13 protein-coding genes and 1 pseudogene are annotated in these 16,920 nt (G+C 60.2%); 5 read left to right on the forward strand and 9 right to left on the reverse strand.

Annotation, left to right across the window (positions count from 1 at the left end; translation table 11 throughout):
* The first annotated feature begins 201 nt into the window (after window positions 1-201).
* The 3 genes from gcvT (at window position 202) to gcvP (ending at window position 4,948) form a co-directional block, all read left to right on the forward strand.
* Entirely contained in the window at window positions 202-1,299 is a 1,098-nt protein-coding gene (gene gcvT / locus ACTG2O_RS12650) for a glycine cleavage system aminomethyltransferase GcvT (protein ID WP_058056652.1), read from the forward strand.
* Window positions 1,300-1,383: 84 nt separating this feature from the next.
* Window positions 1,384-1,773: a glycine cleavage system protein GcvH gene (gene gcvH, locus ACTG2O_RS12655; RefSeq protein WP_005333898.1), complete on the forward strand. Its 390-nt coding sequence runs from the start codon at window positions 1,384-1,386 to the stop codon at window positions 1,771-1,773.
* 298 nt (window positions 1,774-2,071) lie between these two features.
* On the forward strand, window positions 2,072-4,948 hold the full coding sequence (gcvP, locus tag ACTG2O_RS12660) for an aminomethyl-transferring glycine dehydrogenase (RefSeq protein WP_439975911.1): 2,877 nt from the start codon (window positions 2,072-2,074) through the stop codon (window positions 4,946-4,948).
* Between the two features lie 85 nt (window positions 4,949-5,033).
* Here the strand turns inward: gcvP and ACTG2O_RS12665 are convergent, their stop codons facing one another.
* A complete protein-coding gene (locus ACTG2O_RS12665) occupies window positions 5,034-6,587 on the reverse strand; it encodes a methyl-accepting chemotaxis protein (RefSeq protein ID WP_100645568.1) in 1,554 nt (517 codons plus the stop codon).
* Between the two features lie 203 nt (window positions 6,588-6,790).
* On the opposite strand from ACTG2O_RS12665, the gene ACTG2O_RS12670 reads away from it, so the two are divergent.
* Entirely contained in the window at window positions 6,791-7,501 is a 711-nt protein-coding gene (locus ACTG2O_RS12670; RefSeq protein ID WP_439975913.1) for an HAD family hydrolase, read from the forward strand.
* Between the two features lie 205 nt (window positions 7,502-7,706).
* Here ACTG2O_RS12670 and ACTG2O_RS12675 read toward each other — a convergent pair whose 3' ends face one another.
* The 5 genes from ACTG2O_RS12675 to ACTG2O_RS12695 all read right to left on the reverse strand — a co-directional run bounded on the left by ACTG2O_RS12675 (window position 7,707) and on the right by ACTG2O_RS12695 (window position 13,215).
* Entirely contained in the window at window positions 7,707-8,231 is a 525-nt protein-coding gene (locus ACTG2O_RS12675) for an acyloxyacyl hydrolase (RefSeq protein ID WP_019446571.1), read from the reverse strand.
* Between the two features lie 249 nt (window positions 8,232-8,480).
* Window positions 8,481-10,145 carry an asparagine synthase B gene (gene asnB / locus ACTG2O_RS12680; protein ID WP_005361356.1) on the reverse strand — a complete coding sequence of 555 codons (1,665 nt, stop codon included), beginning with the start codon at window positions 10,143-10,145 and terminating at the stop codon, window positions 8,481-8,483.
* 192 nt (window positions 10,146-10,337) lie between these two features.
* Window positions 10,338-10,706: a cupin domain-containing protein gene (locus tag ACTG2O_RS12685; protein ID WP_019446570.1), complete on the reverse strand. Its 369-nt coding sequence runs from the start codon at window positions 10,704-10,706 to the stop codon at window positions 10,338-10,340.
* 130 nt (window positions 10,707-10,836) lie between these two features.
* A complete protein-coding gene (locus ACTG2O_RS12690; protein WP_019446569.1) occupies window positions 10,837-12,411 on the reverse strand; it encodes a cation:proton antiporter family protein in 1,575 nt (524 codons plus the stop codon).
* A 54-nt stretch (window positions 12,412-12,465) separates the two neighbouring features.
* Window positions 12,466-13,215: an HAD-IIA family hydrolase gene (locus ACTG2O_RS12695; RefSeq protein ID WP_005337281.1), complete on the reverse strand. Its 750-nt coding sequence runs from the start codon at window positions 13,213-13,215 to the stop codon at window positions 12,466-12,468.
* Between the two features lie 197 nt (window positions 13,216-13,412).
* Here ACTG2O_RS12695 and ACTG2O_RS12700 point away from each other — a divergent pair.
* Window positions 13,413-14,476: pseudogene (locus ACTG2O_RS12700) on the forward strand (adenosine deaminase).
* 111 nt (window positions 14,477-14,587) lie between these two features.
* Here ACTG2O_RS12700 and ACTG2O_RS12705 read toward each other — a convergent pair.
* The 3 genes from ACTG2O_RS12705 to ACTG2O_RS12715 all read right to left on the reverse strand — a co-directional run bounded on the left by ACTG2O_RS12705 (window position 14,588) and on the right by ACTG2O_RS12715 (window position 16,835).
* Window positions 14,588-15,094: a hypothetical protein gene (locus ACTG2O_RS12705; protein WP_439975916.1), complete on the reverse strand. Its 507-nt coding sequence runs from the start codon at window positions 15,092-15,094 to the stop codon at window positions 14,588-14,590.
* A gap of 128 nt (window positions 15,095-15,222) precedes the next feature.
* Entirely contained in the window at window positions 15,223-15,567 is a 345-nt protein-coding gene (locus tag ACTG2O_RS12710; protein ID WP_439975917.1) for an alcohol dehydrogenase catalytic domain-containing protein, read from the reverse strand.
* 146 nt (window positions 15,568-15,713) lie between these two features.
* On the reverse strand, window positions 15,714-16,835 hold the full coding sequence (locus ACTG2O_RS12715) for an alkene reductase (RefSeq protein ID WP_236285454.1): 1,122 nt from the start codon (window positions 16,833-16,835) through the stop codon (window positions 15,714-15,716).
* Between the last annotated feature and the right edge of the window lie 85 nt (window positions 16,836-16,920).

Raw genomic sequence — 16,920 nt, forward strand, 5'->3', positions numbered from 1 at the left:
GTTTTTTTTGAGCGGCACGCTCGCCTGCTTGTCATATAATCCGCTCCGTTCAAGGAATCCCTCTTGCCTGGCAAGGGCAGGAGCGAGCACACACTTTTGGATCCGGTCGCTTTTTGCTGTACGTAGTGCAGTCAGAGCGGTGGCGCGGGTCGCAAGGGTGGTCGCCAAAGCGAAAAGGCTTTTTGCTAAGGAAAGAATGCGATGATCCAGACTACTGTACTGCATCCCAAACACCTGGAAGCCGGCGCCAAGATGGTGGACTTCCACGGTTGGGAAATGCCCATCAACTACGGCTCCCAGCTGGAAGAGCACCACGCGGTGCGCAGCGATGCCGGTATGTTCGATGTTTCCCACATGACCATCGTCGATTTGACCGGCGAACGGGTCAAAGCCTTTCTGCAACACCTGCTGGCCAACGATGTGGCCAAACTCACAGCCCCCGGCAAGGCCCTCTACAGCGGCATGCTCAATCCGGAAGGCGGCGTGATCGATGACCTCATCACCTATTACCTGACCGATACCTTCTACCGGCTGGTGGTCAACTCCGCTACCCGCGAGAAGGATCTGGCCTGGATCCGCCATCACGCCATCGATTTCGATATCACAGTGACCGAGCGTCCCGAGCTTGCGATGATTGCGGTGCAAGGCCCCAACGCCAAGGTCAAGGCTGCAGCCGTGCTGAGCGCCGCTCAGCGTACCGCCGTGGTGGGGATGAAACCCTTCTTCGGCGTGCAGGCAGGCGATCTCTTTATCGCCACCACCGGCTACACCGGCGAAGATGGTTATGAAATCGTGGTGCCGCAAGAGAAAGCCTGCGAGCTGTGGCAGGCACTGCTGGATAACGGCGTCGCCCCGTGCGGCCTCGGTGCCCGCGATACCCTGCGCCTCGAAGCGGGGATGAACCTCTACGGTCAGGATATGGATGAGTCAATCTCTCCACTCGCCGCCAACATGGCCTGGACCATCGCCTGGGAGCCGAGCGATCGCAACTTCATCGGCCGCGACGTGCTGGAAGCACAGAAAGCGGCGGGCAATCAGCCCAAGCTGGTGGGTCTGGTGATGGAAGAGAAAGGGGTGCTGCGTGCCGGTATGCCCGTTACCTTCACCGCGGCAAACGGTGAGAAGCGCGAAGGTGTGATCACCTCCGGCTCTTTCTCCCCCACCCTGGGCTACAGTATTGCCCTGGCGCGGGTGCCCCGCGATATCGGTGAGCTGGCCGAGGTGGAGATCCGCAAGAAGCTGGTCACCGTGAAGGTTACCAAGCCCGCTTTCGTCCGTAACGGCCAGAAGCTGGTTTAATACCGTTTTGGGGGAGGGCAGTGCCTCCCCCATCCCTTTTCATATTCGTTTTTAAACGCGACTCAAAGATCAAAGGAAGCACAAATGAGCCATATCCCGAGCGAACTGAAATATGCCACTTCCCACGAGTGGATCCGTGTTGAAGCCAACGGCGAGGCCGTGGTCGGTATCACCGAGCACGCCCAGGAGCTGCTGGGTGACATGGTGTTTGTCGAGCTGCCGGAAGTGGGCAAGCAGGTCAGTGCCGGTGACGACTGCGCCGTGGCCGAGTCGGTCAAGGCGGCCTCCGACATCTACAGCCCGGTGAGCGGCGAGATCATCGCAGTCAACGAAGAGCTGGAAGGGAGCCCCGAGCTGGTCAACTCCGACCCCTACAGCGCTGGCTGGTTGTTCCGCATCAAGCTCGATGACGAGAGCGAGCTGGCCAACCTGCTGGATGCCGAAGGCTACCAGAACGTGGTGGACGAAGAGTAATGCCCCCGGGCCCTGCCAACACAGCAGGGCCCCTTTGTATGACCGCCAGCCGGGCAAGCACCGGCCGGTGGAAGGGTGAAGTCGTCCGCGCCTGCCGTTTGCCAGCCTGGGAGCCTAGGGGCAAACAGGCCGGTTCGCAACAAGGCGATCCCCTCTCGATGCTGCCGCAGCATCCGGTGCCGCGCCCTGTCTGCGGGACCCAGAACATGAGTGGAGTCGGTATCAGCCGACGATCAGGAACATCAGGTCTTGGTTATCAGGATGTCATGCCAGGACTTATTTATCAGGAAATAGGGAAATGACCCAGTCACTGTTTGAACTCGAGCAAAAAACCGATTTTGTCCGCCGCCATATCGGCCCGGGCGAGGAAGAGCTGCGCCAGCTGCTGGCGACCGTTGGGGCCGAAAGCCTGGACGATTTGATTGAACAGACCGTGCCCGCCGCCATTCGCCTGCCGGGTCCGCTGGGGATCGGTGCCGGCATGACCGAAGTGGAGGCGCTGGCCAAGCTCAAGGGCTATGCCGCCCAGAACAAGATTGCCAAGAGCTATATCGGCATGGGTTATCACGATACCCATGTGCCCCACGTCATTTTGCGTAACGTGCTGGAAAATCCGGGTTGGTATACCGCCTACACCCCCTACCAGCCCGAGCTGGCACAGGGCCGTCTCGAAGCCCTGCTCAACTTCCAGCAGCTGACGCTGGATCTCACCGGCATGGATTTGGCGAGTGCCTCCCTGCTGGATGAAGCGACCGCCGCCGCCGAGGCGATGGCGCTGGCCAAGCGGATGGCCAAGTCCAAATCCAACCTCTTCTTCGTGGCCGATGATGTGCACCCGCAGGTGATCGACGTGGTCAAGGAGCGTGCGGTTCACTTTGGTTTCGACGTGGCGGTTGGCGCCGCCAGCGATGCAGTGAGCGAAGAGGTGTTCGGGGCCCTGTTCCAGTACCCCACCACTACCGGTGAGGTGAAAGATCTGCGCGCCCTGATTGCCGCGGTACAGGCCCAGAAAGGGCTGGCTTGCGTCAGCGCCGATCTGCTCTCCCTGCTGCTGCTCAAGTCCCCGGGCGAGCTGGGTGCCGACGTGGTGTTAGGCTCCGCCCAGCGCTTTGGCGTGCCCATGGGTTATGGTGGCCCCCACGCCGCCTTCTTCGCCACCCGCGATGCCTACAAGCGCTCCATGCCGGGTCGCATCATCGGTGTCTCCAAGGATGCCCGTGGCAAGAGTGCCCTGCGCATGGCGATGCAGACCCGCGAGCAGCATATCCGCCGCGAGAAGGCCAACTCCAACATCTGTACCGCACAGGTGCTGCTGGCCAACATGGCGAGCTTCTACGCCGTCTACCACGGCCCGGTGGGGCTGAAAACCATCGCCTCCCGCGTGCACCGTCTCACTACCATTCTGGCGCTTGGCCTCCAGGCCAAGGGGGTGGCCCTCAAGCATGCCAGCTGGTTCGATACCCTGACCGTGCAGACGGCAGATAAAGCAGCACTCATTGCCAAGGCCGAGGGGCTCGGCATCAACCTGCGCGCCGATCTCGACGGTGCGGTAGGGGTCTCCCTCTCTGAAACCACCACCCGCGGCGATGTGGCCGAGCTGTTCGATCTCTTCCTCGGTCAAGGTCACGGGCTTGATATCGAGGCTCTCGACAAGGCGGCTCAGGCCCATCACGCCATCCCGCAGGATCTGCTGCGCACCGATGCCGTGCTGACCCACGAGGTGTTCAACAAGTACCACTCCGAAACCGAGATGTTGCGTTATATCCACCGTCTCGAAGCCAAAGATCTGGCGCTCAACTACGCCATGATTTCCCTGGGTTCTTGCACCATGAAGCTCAACGCCACCGCCGAGATGATCCCGGTGACCTGGCCCGAGTTTGGCAAGCTGCACCCGTTCGCTCCACTGGCGCAGGCCAAGGGCTACCAGCTGCTGCTGGCCGACCTCGAAAACTGGCTGGTGAAGGTGACCGGTTACGATGCGGTCTGCATGCAGCCCAACTCCGGTGCGCAGGGCGAATACGCGGGTCTGCTCGCCATCAAGAAGTACCACGAGTCCCGTGGTGAAGGGCATCGCGACATCTGCCTGATCCCAGCTTCTGCCCACGGCACCAACCCGGCCTCTGCCCAGATGGCGGGGCTCAAGGTGATCGTCACCGCCTGTGACAAGTCCGGCAACGTAGATCTCGACGATCTGCGTGCCAAGGCGGCCGAGGCGGGGGATCAGCTCTCCTGTCTGATGGTGACCTACCCCTCCACCCACGGGGTGTATGAGGAGACCATCAAGGAGGTGTGCGACATCGTTCACCAGCACGGTGGTCAGGTCTATCTGGACGGCGCCAACATGAATGCGCAAGTCGGGTTGACGGCGCCGGGCTTTATCGGGGCGGACGTCTCTCACCTCAACCTGCACAAAACCTTCGCCATTCCTCACGGTGGTGGCGGCCCGGGCATGGGCCCCATCGGCGTGAAGAAACATCTGGCACCGTTCGTGGCTGGCCACGCCGTGGTCAAGACCAACAAGGAGAGCCGTGATAACGGCGCCGTGTCGGCGGCACCGTTTGGCTCGGCCAGTATCCTGCCCATCAGCTGGATGTATATCGCCATGCTGGGTGACGAGGGGCTGAAGAGATCCACTCAGGTGGCCATCCTCAACGCCAACTATCTGGCCAAGAAGCTGGGTGACTCCTTCCCGGTGCTCTATTCCGGGCGCAATGGTCGGGTAGCTCACGAGTGCATCCTGGATATCCGTCCGCTCAAGGAGGCTTCCGGTATCAGCGAGATGGACGTGGCCAAGCGGCTGATGGACTACGGCTTCCACGCACCGACCATGAGCTTCCCGGTAGCGGGCACCCTGATGGTCGAGCCGACCGAGTCGGAATCCAAGCGCGAGCTGGATCGCTTCGTCGAGGCGATGACGTCCATCCGCGCCGAGATTGCCAAGGTGCAGGAGGGGCAGTGGAGCCTGACCGACAACCCGCTGGTCCATGCGCCGCACACCCAGGACGACGTGATGGATGCAGAGTGGTCCCGTGGCTACAGCCGCGCCGAGGCGGTGTTCCCGTCCGACGCCGTGCGCGCCGCCAAGTTGTGGCCCTCTGTGAACCGCATCGACGACGTCTACGGCGATCGCAACCTGTTCTGTGCCTGCATTCCGACCGAGGATTACGCCAAGTAAGTGGCGTTTAGGTGCTACAGTTAAGCCTTATAAACAACAGGGCCACCCAGACGGGTGGCCCTTTTTATATGTCATCTGATTGCTGCTATCCAAACGTCCGGCTTAAGTCCTTGAGCTGGCTCGCTTTGCTCTGCAAGTTGGCACTGGTTTCACTCACTTGATCGATTTTGAGGCTGTTATCGTGAGAGAGCGAGGATATCTGGTTGATATTGCGACTGATCTCCTCGATGACCGCTTGTTGCTCGGTAGCTGCGGCGGTGATCTGGTTGGAAAAATCAGAGACCTTGTCTATCTCGACCACAACCTGATTCAGGTTGCCGGTACTTGCCCGGGTAGTGGCGAGGCAGGCGTTGGTTCTGGTCACATTGAGATGCATCATCTCTTTCCATCCCCCCAGGGTTTGCTGGATATGGCCAATGCTGTTCTGGATCTGCTCTGTTGCCTTGTGGGTTCTGGTCGACAGGCTGCGAACCTCGTCCGCCACCACTGCAAAGCCGCGCCCCTGATCGCCTGCCCGTGCGGCTTCGATGGAGGCATTAAGCGCCAGCAGGTTGGTTTGATCTGCAATGCCGCGAATTTCGCTCATGATGGTGCCGATCCGCTCGGATTCGCTCGCCAGCTCAACGGCTGACTGGAAGGCCTGCTCTGCCTGGGTGGCCAGCGCCGACATCTCTTCTCCTGCTTCCGAAAGCTGGGTGCTGGTGGTGATGCAGTGGCTGCGGGCTTCTTCGATCTGGCTGTTGCTGTCTTGAATATTGCGGTTGATCTCCTCGGCGGCCGAGGCCATCTGGGTGACGGCGGTGGCAATCTGCTGGATCTGCGTGTCTTGCGAAGAGATATCCTGGCTGGCCAGCGAGGCGGAGCCGCGCAGGTCATTGGCCATGGCATTGAGCGAAGCCGTGGTGTCATCCACCCGGCCGAGTACGGTACGGATCTTCGCTTGCCCGAGTTTGATATGGAAATCGGCGATGCTGTGGGGGGCATCCCCCGAGAAGATAAGGCGGCTGATGCTGTCGTAATCCTGCTCGAGCTGCTGCAAGAATCGCGGCGTTAGGAAGAGAGGGTGGCGATTGAACCAGATTGTTGCCAAGAGGGGTATGATTACCCAGAGCGCCTGCAGCGGTGAGATCAGCCAGAGCGCGCTGATCACGCTGACGAGCAGCAGGGGGATGGTCATCATGGCCGGCGTGAGTTGACGCAGGCCCATGTGAATGGCAGAGCCGGTTTCACGGGCTTTAAGGGTTTTGTACATCTGGCTGGCACGCGCTTTGTGCTCTGCGGCGGGGCGGCAGCGGACGGATTGGTAACCCACCATCTTGCCATCTTCATAAATCGGGGTGACATAGGCATCAACCCAATAATAGCGACCATCTTTGCAGCGGTTTTTTACCATCCCTCGCCATGGTTTACCCGCCTGCAGGTGGGCCCAGAGATCGGCAAACGCTGCCTTGGGCATGTCGGGGTGGCGCACCAGATTGTGATGCTGCCCCAACATCTCTTCCAGGCGATAGCCTGCCACCTGACAAAACGCCGGATTGGCGTAGGTGATGTCCCCTTTGAGATCGGTCGTCGATACCAACTGGATATCGTCGGCAAATTCAACCTCGGTATCTGTGGTGTGAAGCGAGCTGGTTACCATGATCAGACTCCGGTTTCGGCGTAACGGAATACTTCGTCTGAGTATGGCAGAGGATGTTCATTTATTGTGTTGTTGCACATTAACTCTTGTGCTACTGCGTGGGGACGGGATGGGTCTCACATTTTTACAGCGCGGTTTGGCGAGGGGAGGCAAGCCAAGTAACATGGCGTGACTTATGGCTGTGAAGCGAGACAGGTAACGCAATGAAGTTGGATGCGATTTTATGGGATTATGACGGTACTCTGGTCAATTCGGTGCCGAAGAATATCGATATCACCAAGCAGATCCTGGCTGAGGTCGCCCCCCATCTGACCGGAGAACATCTGCCGCGCTATCTGCGCAGCGAAGCGGAATATCACCATGCCAATCACGCCGCCAAGAACTGGCAGGCGCTCTATATGGATTACTACGGTTTGTCGCGGGACGAGATGGTGCTGGCTGGCAGTCTGTGGGCCAAGCATCAGGAGATGAACCGGACCGAGGTGCGTTTTTTTGCGGGGCTGGAGGCGGTGATTGACCATTTCTCTGCCATTCCCCACGGAATTTGTTCGCAGAACTCCCAAAAGAATATTCGCCGGGTTCTGGAGCAGCATGGCGTGAACAGCCTGTTCAAGGCTGTGGTCGGCTATGATGACGTGCCCGGACAGCAGCAAAAACCTCATCCTTTCGGTGGCCTCAAATGTCTGGAGTCTATCTTCGGCCCAGCCAGGTGCCAGTCGCTGATCTATATCGGTGACCATGAAGCGGATGTGCAGTTTGCCCGTCATTTGCAAGGGGCGCTTGGCGAGCAGAGCCGTGTGATCTCGGTGGCTGTCGCCTATAGCCGCGCGACCCCGGAGCGCTGGGAACACCAACCCGACCATATCGCCCGTGACGTCGAGGATCTGCTCCCCATCGTCGGGCAATATCTGTAACGCCGGTTGAAGATTGCCGTACGGAACATGCAGAACGCCGATCTGTTGATCGGCGTTTGTCTATGCTGCGCCTGATGGTTTCACACTCGGCTGCTTTGGCATTTTGTCTGTTTAAAGATGGGCGACTTAAAACAGCAGTTGCGTCAGGTAGCCCATCAGGATCGTCATGCCAAGGATTCGACGGCGCAGAATGTGGGAGGGTTTGTTAAAAACGGTACTCGATATGGAGGGTATGGCTGTCCAGCCCTGGGTTCTTGTCATACATATAGGCGTTGGACATGTGCTCATACTGATAGCCGATCAGCCAATTCTGGGTGATGGCGTAGCCGAGGCCGATACCCAGGGCGAACTGGAAGGGGCCGCCGTAATCCTTGTAGCCGTGGCCGCGAGTGCCAAATTGGTACTGATCGAGCCAGACCATCTCGCCGGGGAGCCAGGTCACCCAGTTACCCCATTGGCATTCGATACGGGCGCCGCCCCCCAGTCTGGCGGTCTCTTCATCTTCTACCTTGAGCGTACCGCCACGTACCCCCAGTCCAAATTGGCAGCCGGAGTCTCCCCAACGCCAGAACATATGGTGGAACTTGGCGTCGGCGATGTTGATGTCGAGCTTTTCATTGCTGAAGGCCTTGCCAAGCTGCAGTACCACGATATTGTCATTGGCCATCGTAGCCGGACTGACGAGCAGTGCTGTCAGCAGGCCAATCCTTGATAGCGTGTTAGCGTCCATGCCCCCTCCCGATCCTTGTTGTCATCGTGGTGATCCTGTTGATCACCCTTCAGGCATAGTCAATCGACGCGCTTCCTGTCAATGCATGGTCACTCGGTAAAAAAATTAAATATTTATGAAAAATCAACTATCTGCGATGGTCTGATGTGATTTGGCGTGCGTGACCGCGGGGAGATGAAAAAGCCCTTCACCATGGTGAAGGGCTTTTTGCTATCTGGCGTTTATCCGCTTGGGTTGCTCCGTCTGGGTTTAGTAGCCCTGCTGGTGCACGTCCATCACGGCGCGGCCGGACGGGTCGGCCATCTCCTTGAACTTGGCATCCCACTCCAGCGCGGTGGGAGTGGAGCAGGCGACTGACTTGCCGTAAGGCACGGTGCGGGCGGCGGCTTCCAGCGGGAAGTGCTCGTCGAAGATGGCGCGGTAGAAGTAGGCTTCCTTGGTGAGCGGGGTGTTGATGGGGAAGCGGAATGCGGCCGCCTCGAACATCTGATCCGTCACTTCCTGTTCCACCATGGCTTTCAGGCTGTCGATCCACGAATAGCCTACGCCGTCGGAGAACTGCTCCTTCTGGCGCCATGCCACTTCGTGGGGCAGCAGATCCTCGAACGCTTCGCGCAGGATGTGCTTCTCGATCTTGCCTTTGCCACACATCTTGTCGGCCGGCTGCAGGCGCATCGCCACGTCCATGAACTCCTTGTCGAGGAAGGGCACGCGACCCTCCACCCCCCAGGCGGCCATCGACTTGTTGGCGCGCAGGCAGTCATAGAGATGCAAGGAGGCGAGCTTGCGCACGTTCTCTTCGTGGAACTCGCGGGCGTTGGGTGCCTTGTGGAAATAGAGGTAGCCACCAAACAGCTCGTCGGAGCCTTCACCGGAGAGCACCATCTTGATCCCCATCGCCTTGATGTAACGGGCCATCAGATACATGGGCGTGGAGGCGCGAATGGTGGTGACGTCATAGGTCTCGAGGTGATAGATGACGTCCCGCAGGGCATCCAGACCCTCCTGCACGGTGAAGTGGATCTGGTGGTGGATGGTGCCGAGGTGATCAGCCACCTTGCGGGCGGCGGCGAGATCCGGCGACCCTTCCAGACCGACGGCGAAGGAGTGCAGTTGCGGCCACCAGGCTTCGCTCTTGCCATCGTCCTCGATGCGGCGCGCCGCATAGAGCTTGGTGATGGCGGAGATGACGGAGGAGTCCAGCCCGCCGGAGAGCAGCACGCCATAAGGCACGTCGCACATCAGCTGGCGTTTGACCGCCGCTTCCAGCGCGGCTTTCAGCTCGGCCTTGTCGCTGACGTTGTGCTCGACCGCGCTGTACTCCATCCAGTCGCGCTTGTACCACTGTTTGAGCTCGCCATCCTTGCTCCACAGATAGTGTCCCGGCGGGAAGGTTTCGACGCTCTTGCAGACCGGCACCAGCGCCTTCATTTCGGAGGCAACATAGAAGTTGCCGTGCTCGTCACGACCGGTATAGAGGGGGATGATCCCCATGTGGTCGCGACCAATCAGGTAGGCATCCTGTTCGGCGTCATAAAGAATGAAGGCAAAAATGCCGTTGAGATCGTCGAGAAACGCCGGGCCCTTCTCCTTGTAAAGAGCCAGCAGCACTTCACAGTCAGATTTGGTCTGGAACTGGAAGTCGACCTTGAGGGTTTTCTCCAGCTCTTTGTGGTTGTAGATCTCGCCGTTGACCGCCAGCACATGGGTGCGTTCGGGGTTGTAGAGCGGCTGGGCGCCATTGCCCGGGTCGACGATGGCCAGACGCTCATGCACCAGAATTGCTTTGTCTGAGCTGTAGACGCCGGACCAGTCAGGCCCGCGGTGACGCAGTCGCTTGGACATCTCCAGCGCCGATTTGCGCAGGGCAACTGCATCGGACTTGATATCCAGAATGCCGAAAATTGAACACATTGGCGGTAATCCTCTTGATTTTTATATGAGCCCCCCACGTTTGGGCTCGAAATTCCATTTACATTCCTCGTCAGACACAATGCCTAGCGGAAAAACCTTTTGCAAGCGGGAAAACCGCAGAAAATCATGCCGTAAGCGTCAAGCAGATCAACAGGATAAGGGCTGCTGCAACGGGGCAGGGTGACGTGAACGTCAAGCAGAGGCGGGTTCGAAGATGACGTAGACCTTGCGACAGGGAGTAAGGGTCTCCCACTCGCCGACAAAGCCTGCCGGAATCACGAATTGATCGCCGGGTTTGAGAGCAAGCTGGCCGCCCTCACTGTCGTGGATCACCACATCCCCCTCCAGCAGCTGGCAATACTCGTGCTCGGTGTAGTGGATGGCCCAGCGGCCCGGCTCGCAAGCCCAGAAGCCCACGTGAAACTGCTGGCTTGGGTCGGAGTAGTGGTTCCACACCGTTTGCGCCGGGTTGCCTGCTTTAATGCGCTCGGATGCAGGCATCAGCGGGGTAGGGGCCGCCTCATGGCGATCGAGCAGGATCCAGTCGTTGAGGGTCTTCATGGTGCCTCCTTGGCTTCGGCAGATAGGAACGCGGGGCCATCCCGGCCCCGCGTTTGTTCGTTTTATTAAACGAGGTTGTGCATAACTTAAACGATGCGCATTCCCTTGCCAAGGGCTGCTGGCCGATAACTCAAAGCGGCTGCAAGCGGCGGATCACATGGCGGGCAAAGCCGCTGCCCGCTTCGTTGTAGACGTTGAATACCGCATCCACTCCCTGCTCTCTGAGGGAGGCGATATCGTCCTCGAAACGGACGATGGCGGCGATCTTGCCGTTGAATCCGTGGCTGCGCAGCTTCTCGATGGCGTAGAGATTCCCCGAATGGTGGGGCATCGCCAGCAGCACCAGATTGACCTGATTGGAGAGCAGCACCTTGTCCCAGAAGTCGGTATCGGTGGCATCCCCCTCGATGACGTTCATCCCCTGGGCGCGCAGGGTGGGTAGCTTCTCGCTGTCGTTCTCCACCCCGAGGATGACGTTGCCGTACTTGTTCTCCAGCTCGAAGTAGGCCCCCTGACCGATCCGCCCCATACCGAGGATGATCACCTCCGCATCGCCCAATTCGATGGGTCTGTCTTCCGGATGGAGGTTGCTTGCCTGCAATCCCCGCAGCCAGTGGCCGATGCGGTGATAAATGCGCTCGCTCTGGGCATTGAGCGGGGCGGAGATCATAAAGCTCGCCGCCAGTGCCAGCGAGACCGCCACCAGCCACTCGTGGGAGAGCCAGCCCGCCTTGGCGGCGATGGCGGCGACGATCAGGCCAAACTCCGAGAAGTTGGTGAGCGCCAGGGTCGAGAGCAGGGCGGTACGCACCCGCAGGTGTGCGCCGCTGTAGACCAGATAGTAGAGGACACTTTTGAGCGGCAGGGCCAGCACCAGCGCCAGTGCCAGCAGCATGGTGTCGTGGGTCGGCAGGCCGTTGAGGCCGATGGTGAGAAAGAAGCAGACCAGAAAGAGGTCTTTGAGGTTAAAGAGCGCCTTGGCAAGCCCTGCCGCAGCAGGATGAGAGGCGAGCATCATGCCGATGATCAGTGCCCCGAGATCCGGTTTGAGGCCGACCACTTCAAAACCGGCGGCCCCGACCACCAGCGCCAAAAACACCCCGAACAGCACCTGCAGCTCGCCGTGCCCGGCACGCTCCAGCAGCTTGAACAGCAGCGGGCGCAGCAGCGGCAATCCCAGTACCCAGAGCGCCCAGATACTGGGCCACTTGCCGCTGGAGAAGGCCAGAAACGCCACGGCGAACACATCCTGCATCACCAGCACCCCGATGGCGATGCGGGCGTAGAGGGCATTCATGTCGCTGCGATCTTCCAGCACCTTGACCGCAAAGACAGTGCTGGAGAAGGAGAGGGCAAAGCCCAGCAGCAGCGCCAGCTTCCAGTCCAGCGACAGGGCAAGTTCAAGCCCCAGTCCCTTGCAGACCAGCAGTACCACGGTAAAGAGCAGGGTGGAGAGCAGCAGGTGCAGGCTGGTGGTACCCCACACATCGCGCCGCATCAGGGTCTTGATATTGAGCTTGAGACCGATGGTGAACAGCAGCAAGGTGACGCCGAGATCGGCTACCTCGCTCAGGGCAGGAGTATTTTCATATCCCATGCCGTTGAGGATAAAACCGGCGGCCAGAAAGCCGAGCAGGGGGGGCAGGCCAATCAGATTGACTACCATGCCGCAGCCAAAGGCCACAGCGATCAGAATGGGTTCCATAACAGATCCTGCAAGGGCAGGAGAGACCTGCCCTGTTTAACGCTTGGGTGGTGATTAGACGATATCGATGTCGACCACGGAGTCGAAAATATGGTTCGGGCGAAACGGCATGCGGTCGATATCGGCGACCTTGCTCACCCCGGAGAGCACCAGCACCGTTTCGAGACCGGCCTGAAAGCCCGCCAGAATGTCGGTGCGCAGGTTGTCGCCGATGATGATGGTGTCGTCGGAGTGGGCCTCCATCCGGTTGAGCGCCGCACGGATGATCCAGGCGCTCGGTTTGCCGACATAAAACGGCTTCTTGCCGGTCATCCGCTCGATGGGGGCGCACAGGGCGCCGCAGGCCGGGTGCATCATGGGGCCGTGGGTATCGGGGTTGGTGGCGATAAAGCGGGCCCCCTGATCGACGAACTTGGCCCCCTGTTGCATCATGGTCCAGTTGTAGTTGCGGGTCTCGCCAACCACCACGAAGTCCGGGTCTATGTCGGTGATGGTAAAGCCGGCCTTGTAGAGCTCGTGGGTCAGCGCCCCTTCGCCGATCACATAGGCCTTCTTGCCATCCTGACGCTTGAGGAAGTCGGCGGTGCCCATGGCGGAGGTATAGAAGCACTCCTCCGGCACCTCGATCCCGGCGGAGCGGAAGCGGTTTTGCAGATCTTTCTGGGTCTGGGCCGGGTAGTTGGTGAGGAACAAGAGCTTGCTGCCCTGCTCCAGCAGGCGATGGACGAAACGGTCGGCACCAGGGATGAGATCGTTGTTGTGCAGGATGACACCGTCGATATCGCAGATGACGTTCTTCTTCATGAAAACTCCTTGTCAGGGCGCAGGCGAGCCGCCAATCGTTAAGATGTTCAATCATTTATGATTTTTGTGACGCCATTATAAGTCTGTTTGATGACAAGTCTCCCCTGTCTCGCCACTTCGGTGCACAATAAAGCTGCCGTCGGGTCAGTCTGGTGGAGGGGCTGACGCCGGATCACTTTGCTGATGGAGCCGTTGCTATGGACACCCCGATTTCCAAGCCAGTCACACCCGAACACCTCACCGCCGCGCAATTTATCGCCGGATTGCCGAAACTGGAGCTGCACCTGCATATCGAGGGCAGCCTCGAACCCGAGTTGATGTTTGAGCTGGGCCGCCGCAACGGCGTGCCACTGCCCTGGCCCGACGTGGCCAGCGTGCGCGCCGCCTATGACTTTGACTGCCTGCAATCCTTTCTCGATCTCTACTATCGCGGCGCCAGCGTGCTGGTGACCGAGCAGGACTTCTTCGACCTCACCTGGGCCTATCTTGAGCGTTGCGCCGCCGACAAGGTGGTGCATGTGGAGATCTTCTTCGACCCGCAGACCCACACTGCCCGCGGTATCCCCTTTGCTACCGTGCTGGGCGGTATCGAGCGGGCGTTGCAGAGCGGGGAGAAGGAGTTTGGCATCAGCTGGCGCCTTATCATGAGCTTTTTGCGCCACCTGAGCGAAGAGGAGGCGTTCGCTACGTTGGAGGAGGCGGAGCCCTTCCTGTCACGGATTCACGGCATCGGCCTCGACTCGGGGAGAGGGGCAATCCGCCCACTAAATTTGCCCGGGTCTTTGCCAAATGCCGCGAGCTGGGGTTGCCGGTGGTGGCCCACGCAGGTGAAGAGGGCCCTGCCGACTACATCTGGCAGGCGATCAACGAGCTGAAGGTATGCCGCATCGATCACGGGGTGCGTTCGGCAGACGATCCCGAGCTGCTGCGCTATCTGGCGGATACCCGGCTGCCGCTCACCGTCTGCCCCCTCTCCAACACAAGACTCAAGGTGTTCGGCGATATGGCCCAGCACAATGTGTTGCGGCTGCTGGAGCAGGGGCTCTGCGTCACCATCAACTCCGACGATCCCGCCTACTTTGGCGGCTATATGAATGCCAACTTTGTGGCGCTGGCCGATGGCCTTGGCGCGACCATGAGCCAGCTCTGCCGCTTGTCGCTCAATGCGGTGGAGGCGAGCTGGCTCTCTCTGGCCGACAAGGCGCGGCTGACCCGGGAGATCCGCAGTTATGCCGAGACCCACGAGGTGATCCTGCACTGAGTCAGGCGCCAATGAAGTCGAGATGACATGTACTATATAAAGAGAGGCCCGCCATCACTGGCGGGCCTCTTTCGTTTCAATGGTCGGTATGGTTATCAGGGAAGGTCAGCGTTATGCCACTCGCACCAGAAACTTCTCACCCTGTCCTTCGCGCTTGAAGCGCTCGAGCAGAGTAGGCAGTGCCTCAAAGTCGCCGACCACCAGCGGCGGCAGGGTCAGCTCGCCGCTCGCCATCTGCTCCATCATGGCGACACCGGCGGCCACCAGCCGACTCCACTGTTTGTCGCTGCCAAAGGCGTGCTGGGCACCGAGCGCAATCTCGTGCAACGAGTGGCAATGGCTAAAGGCGGGTAGCGGGTTGTGCGGGATGCGCCCCAGCACAGTCACCATGTGACCGTAGTAGCCAAGGGCAGGCAGCAGGCTCTCTGCCTGTTGGCTGGAGACCAGATCGATGATCCCCTCAAACGGCTCGTTGCCGTTGGCCGCCTGCAAAGTGGCCAGCCAGTCGGGATCCCGATAATCGGCCACCCCCTGCACACCTATCTGCTTGAGCCAGTGATGGTGGCGTGAGCTGGCGCTGGCAAAGACCCGCGCCCCCTGCTGGAGGGCGAGCTGCACCGCAAAACGGCCGACGCTGCTGCCAGCACCTGTGATGAGCAGCGCTTCCCCGTGCAGGCGCGGCAGCTTGGCCAGCGCCTGCCACGCGGTGAGGCCGGGACAGGGCAGAGCGGCGGCCGCCTCGTCACTTAGGGCACTGGCAGCAGGGCGCGGGCCGGTACCCGGGTGTGGCGGGCAAAGCTGCCGTGGTGGCGCAGGTCGGTGTGATAGGCGACCCGGGCGCCGAGACGCAGATGGCTGACGTTGGCGCCGAGGGCCACGATAGTACCCATGCCATCGACGCCGGGCACCTGACCATCCTGCCAGTTGGAGTGGCCATATTCGATCAGCTTCCAGTCCACCGGATTGAAGGCGATAACCCGGTTTGCCACCAGTACCTCGTCAGGGGCGAGCGGTGTCAGGGGCAGGTCGACGAGGGTAAGCTGGGTCGGTTCACCGGGGGCATGCCAGCACCAGGCTTGGGTGTGATTCATGATGACTCCTTGTGAAAGCGAGGGGAGAGAACAACGAGGTCATTGCAACAGCAATACAGAGAAACTGCCACTGCTGCGAATGGGCAACAATACGGCAGGCCCCAACCAGTGGGGCCTGCGTTACGTGGCCGGTTGGCCATTGGCAATCAGCAGCTGGTCGCTGCGTCATCGGCCTGGTAGACGGGGTAGTCTGTCAGCCCCTTCTCGCCGCCGCCAAACAGGGTAGCCGGATCGTGGGGGGCCAGCGGATAGCCGTGGCGCAGCCGGTTCGGCAGATCCGGGTTGGCGACGAAGGGGCGGCCAAAGCCAATCATGTCGGCCCAGCCCGCGTCGAGGGCGGCGCGAGCCCGCTTGCCATCATATTTACCGGCGTAGATCAGGGTGTTGGGGAAGGCATCCCGCAGACCCTGCTTGAAGTTCTCCGGCATCAGGGGGGCATCGTCCCAGTCCGCTTCGGCAATGTGCAGGTAGACCACGTTGAGCTGGCCCAGCAGGCGGGCGGCCGCCAGATAGGTTTCCTGCGGGTTGGCATCTACGGTGCCGTTGAGGGTGGTGAGCGGCGCAAGACGCACCCCGACCCGATCGGCGCCGATTTCGCTACTAACCGCTTCTGTCACCTCTTTGAGAAAGCGCAGCCGGTTTTCCAGCGATCCGCCGTAACTGTCGGTGCGGGCGTTGGATTCGGAGTCGAGGAACTGGTTGATGAGATAACCGTTGGCTGCGTGCAGCTCGATGCCGTCAAAACCGGCGCTGATGGCGTTGCGGGCCGCCTGACGGAACTGTCCCACTACCGCATCGATATCGGCCTGGGTCATGGCGCGCGGGGTGACTGTCTCGACAAAGCCCGGCGCATCGCTGCCGTTATCGACGAACACCTTGACGCCCACTGCGGGCAGGGCTGAAGCGGAGATGGGCTGGGCGCCGCCGATGTTATCCGGATGGGTGACCCGGCCCACGTGCCAGAGCTGGGCGAAGATGGTGCCCCCCTTGGCATGCACGGCATCGGTCACAAGCTTCCAGCCAGCGATCTGCTCTGCGCTGTAGATGCCTGGCGTCCAGGCATAGCCCTTGCCCATGGGGTCGATTTGGGTGCCTTCGCTGATGATCAGGCCCGCCTCGGCGCGCTGGGCGTAGTAGTTGGCCATCATGGCGTTGGCCACGTCACCCGGCTGACTGGCACGGGAGCGGGTCATGGGGGGCATGACGATGCGGTTGGCAAGGTGCAGCTGGCCGAGGCGCAGCGGGCAGAACAGGTGATCGTGGCTCATCTTGAGTTCCTCATGGTGGAAGTGAAGCCACTTTATGCCGCCATCTTGTTGTGAAAAAGAGGGGTAATTGCACAAGAGAATTGCA

Source organism: Aeromonas sp. 61P, assembly GCF_051919545.1.
Classification (GTDB): Bacteria; Pseudomonadota; Gammaproteobacteria; order Enterobacterales; family Aeromonadaceae; genus Aeromonas; species Aeromonas veronii.

Coding starts and splice junctions, on each gene's coding strand:
- gcvH (WP_005333898.1), top strand. CDS start 1,384: ATGAGCCATATCCCGAGCGAACTGAAATATGCCACTTCCCACGAGTGG.
- ACTG2O_RS12665 (WP_100645568.1), bottom strand. CDS start 6,587: ATGGTAACCAGCTCGCTTCACACCACAGATACCGAGGTTGAATTTGCC.
- ACTG2O_RS12695 (WP_005337281.1), bottom strand. CDS start 13,215: ATGAAGAAGAACGTCATCTGCGATATCGACGGTGTCATCCTGCACAAC.
- asnB (WP_005361356.1), bottom strand. CDS start 10,145: ATGTGTTCAATTTTCGGCATTCTGGATATCAAGTCCGATGCAGTTGCC.
- gcvP (WP_439975911.1), top strand. CDS start 2,072: ATGACCCAGTCACTGTTTGAACTCGAGCAAAAAACCGATTTTGTCCGC.
- ACTG2O_RS12675 (WP_019446571.1), bottom strand. CDS start 8,231: ATGGACGCTAACACGCTATCAAGGATTGGCCTGCTGACAGCACTGCTC.
- ACTG2O_RS12710 (WP_439975917.1), bottom strand. CDS start 15,567: ATGAATCACACCCAAGCCTGGTGCTGGCATGCCCCCGGTGAACCGACC.
- ACTG2O_RS12685 (WP_019446570.1), bottom strand. CDS start 10,706: ATGAAGACCCTCAACGACTGGATCCTGCTCGATCGCCATGAGGCGGCC.
- ACTG2O_RS12715 (WP_236285454.1), bottom strand. CDS start 16,835: ATGAGCCACGATCACCTGTTCTGCCCGCTGCGCCTCGGCCAGCTGCAC.
- ACTG2O_RS12670 (WP_439975913.1), top strand. CDS start 6,791: ATGAAGTTGGATGCGATTTTATGGGATTATGACGGTACTCTGGTCAAT.
- gcvT (WP_058056652.1), top strand. CDS start 202: ATGATCCAGACTACTGTACTGCATCCCAAACACCTGGAAGCCGGCGCC.
- ACTG2O_RS12690 (WP_019446569.1), bottom strand. CDS start 12,411: ATGGAACCCATTCTGATCGCTGTGGCCTTTGGCTGCGGCATGGTAGTC.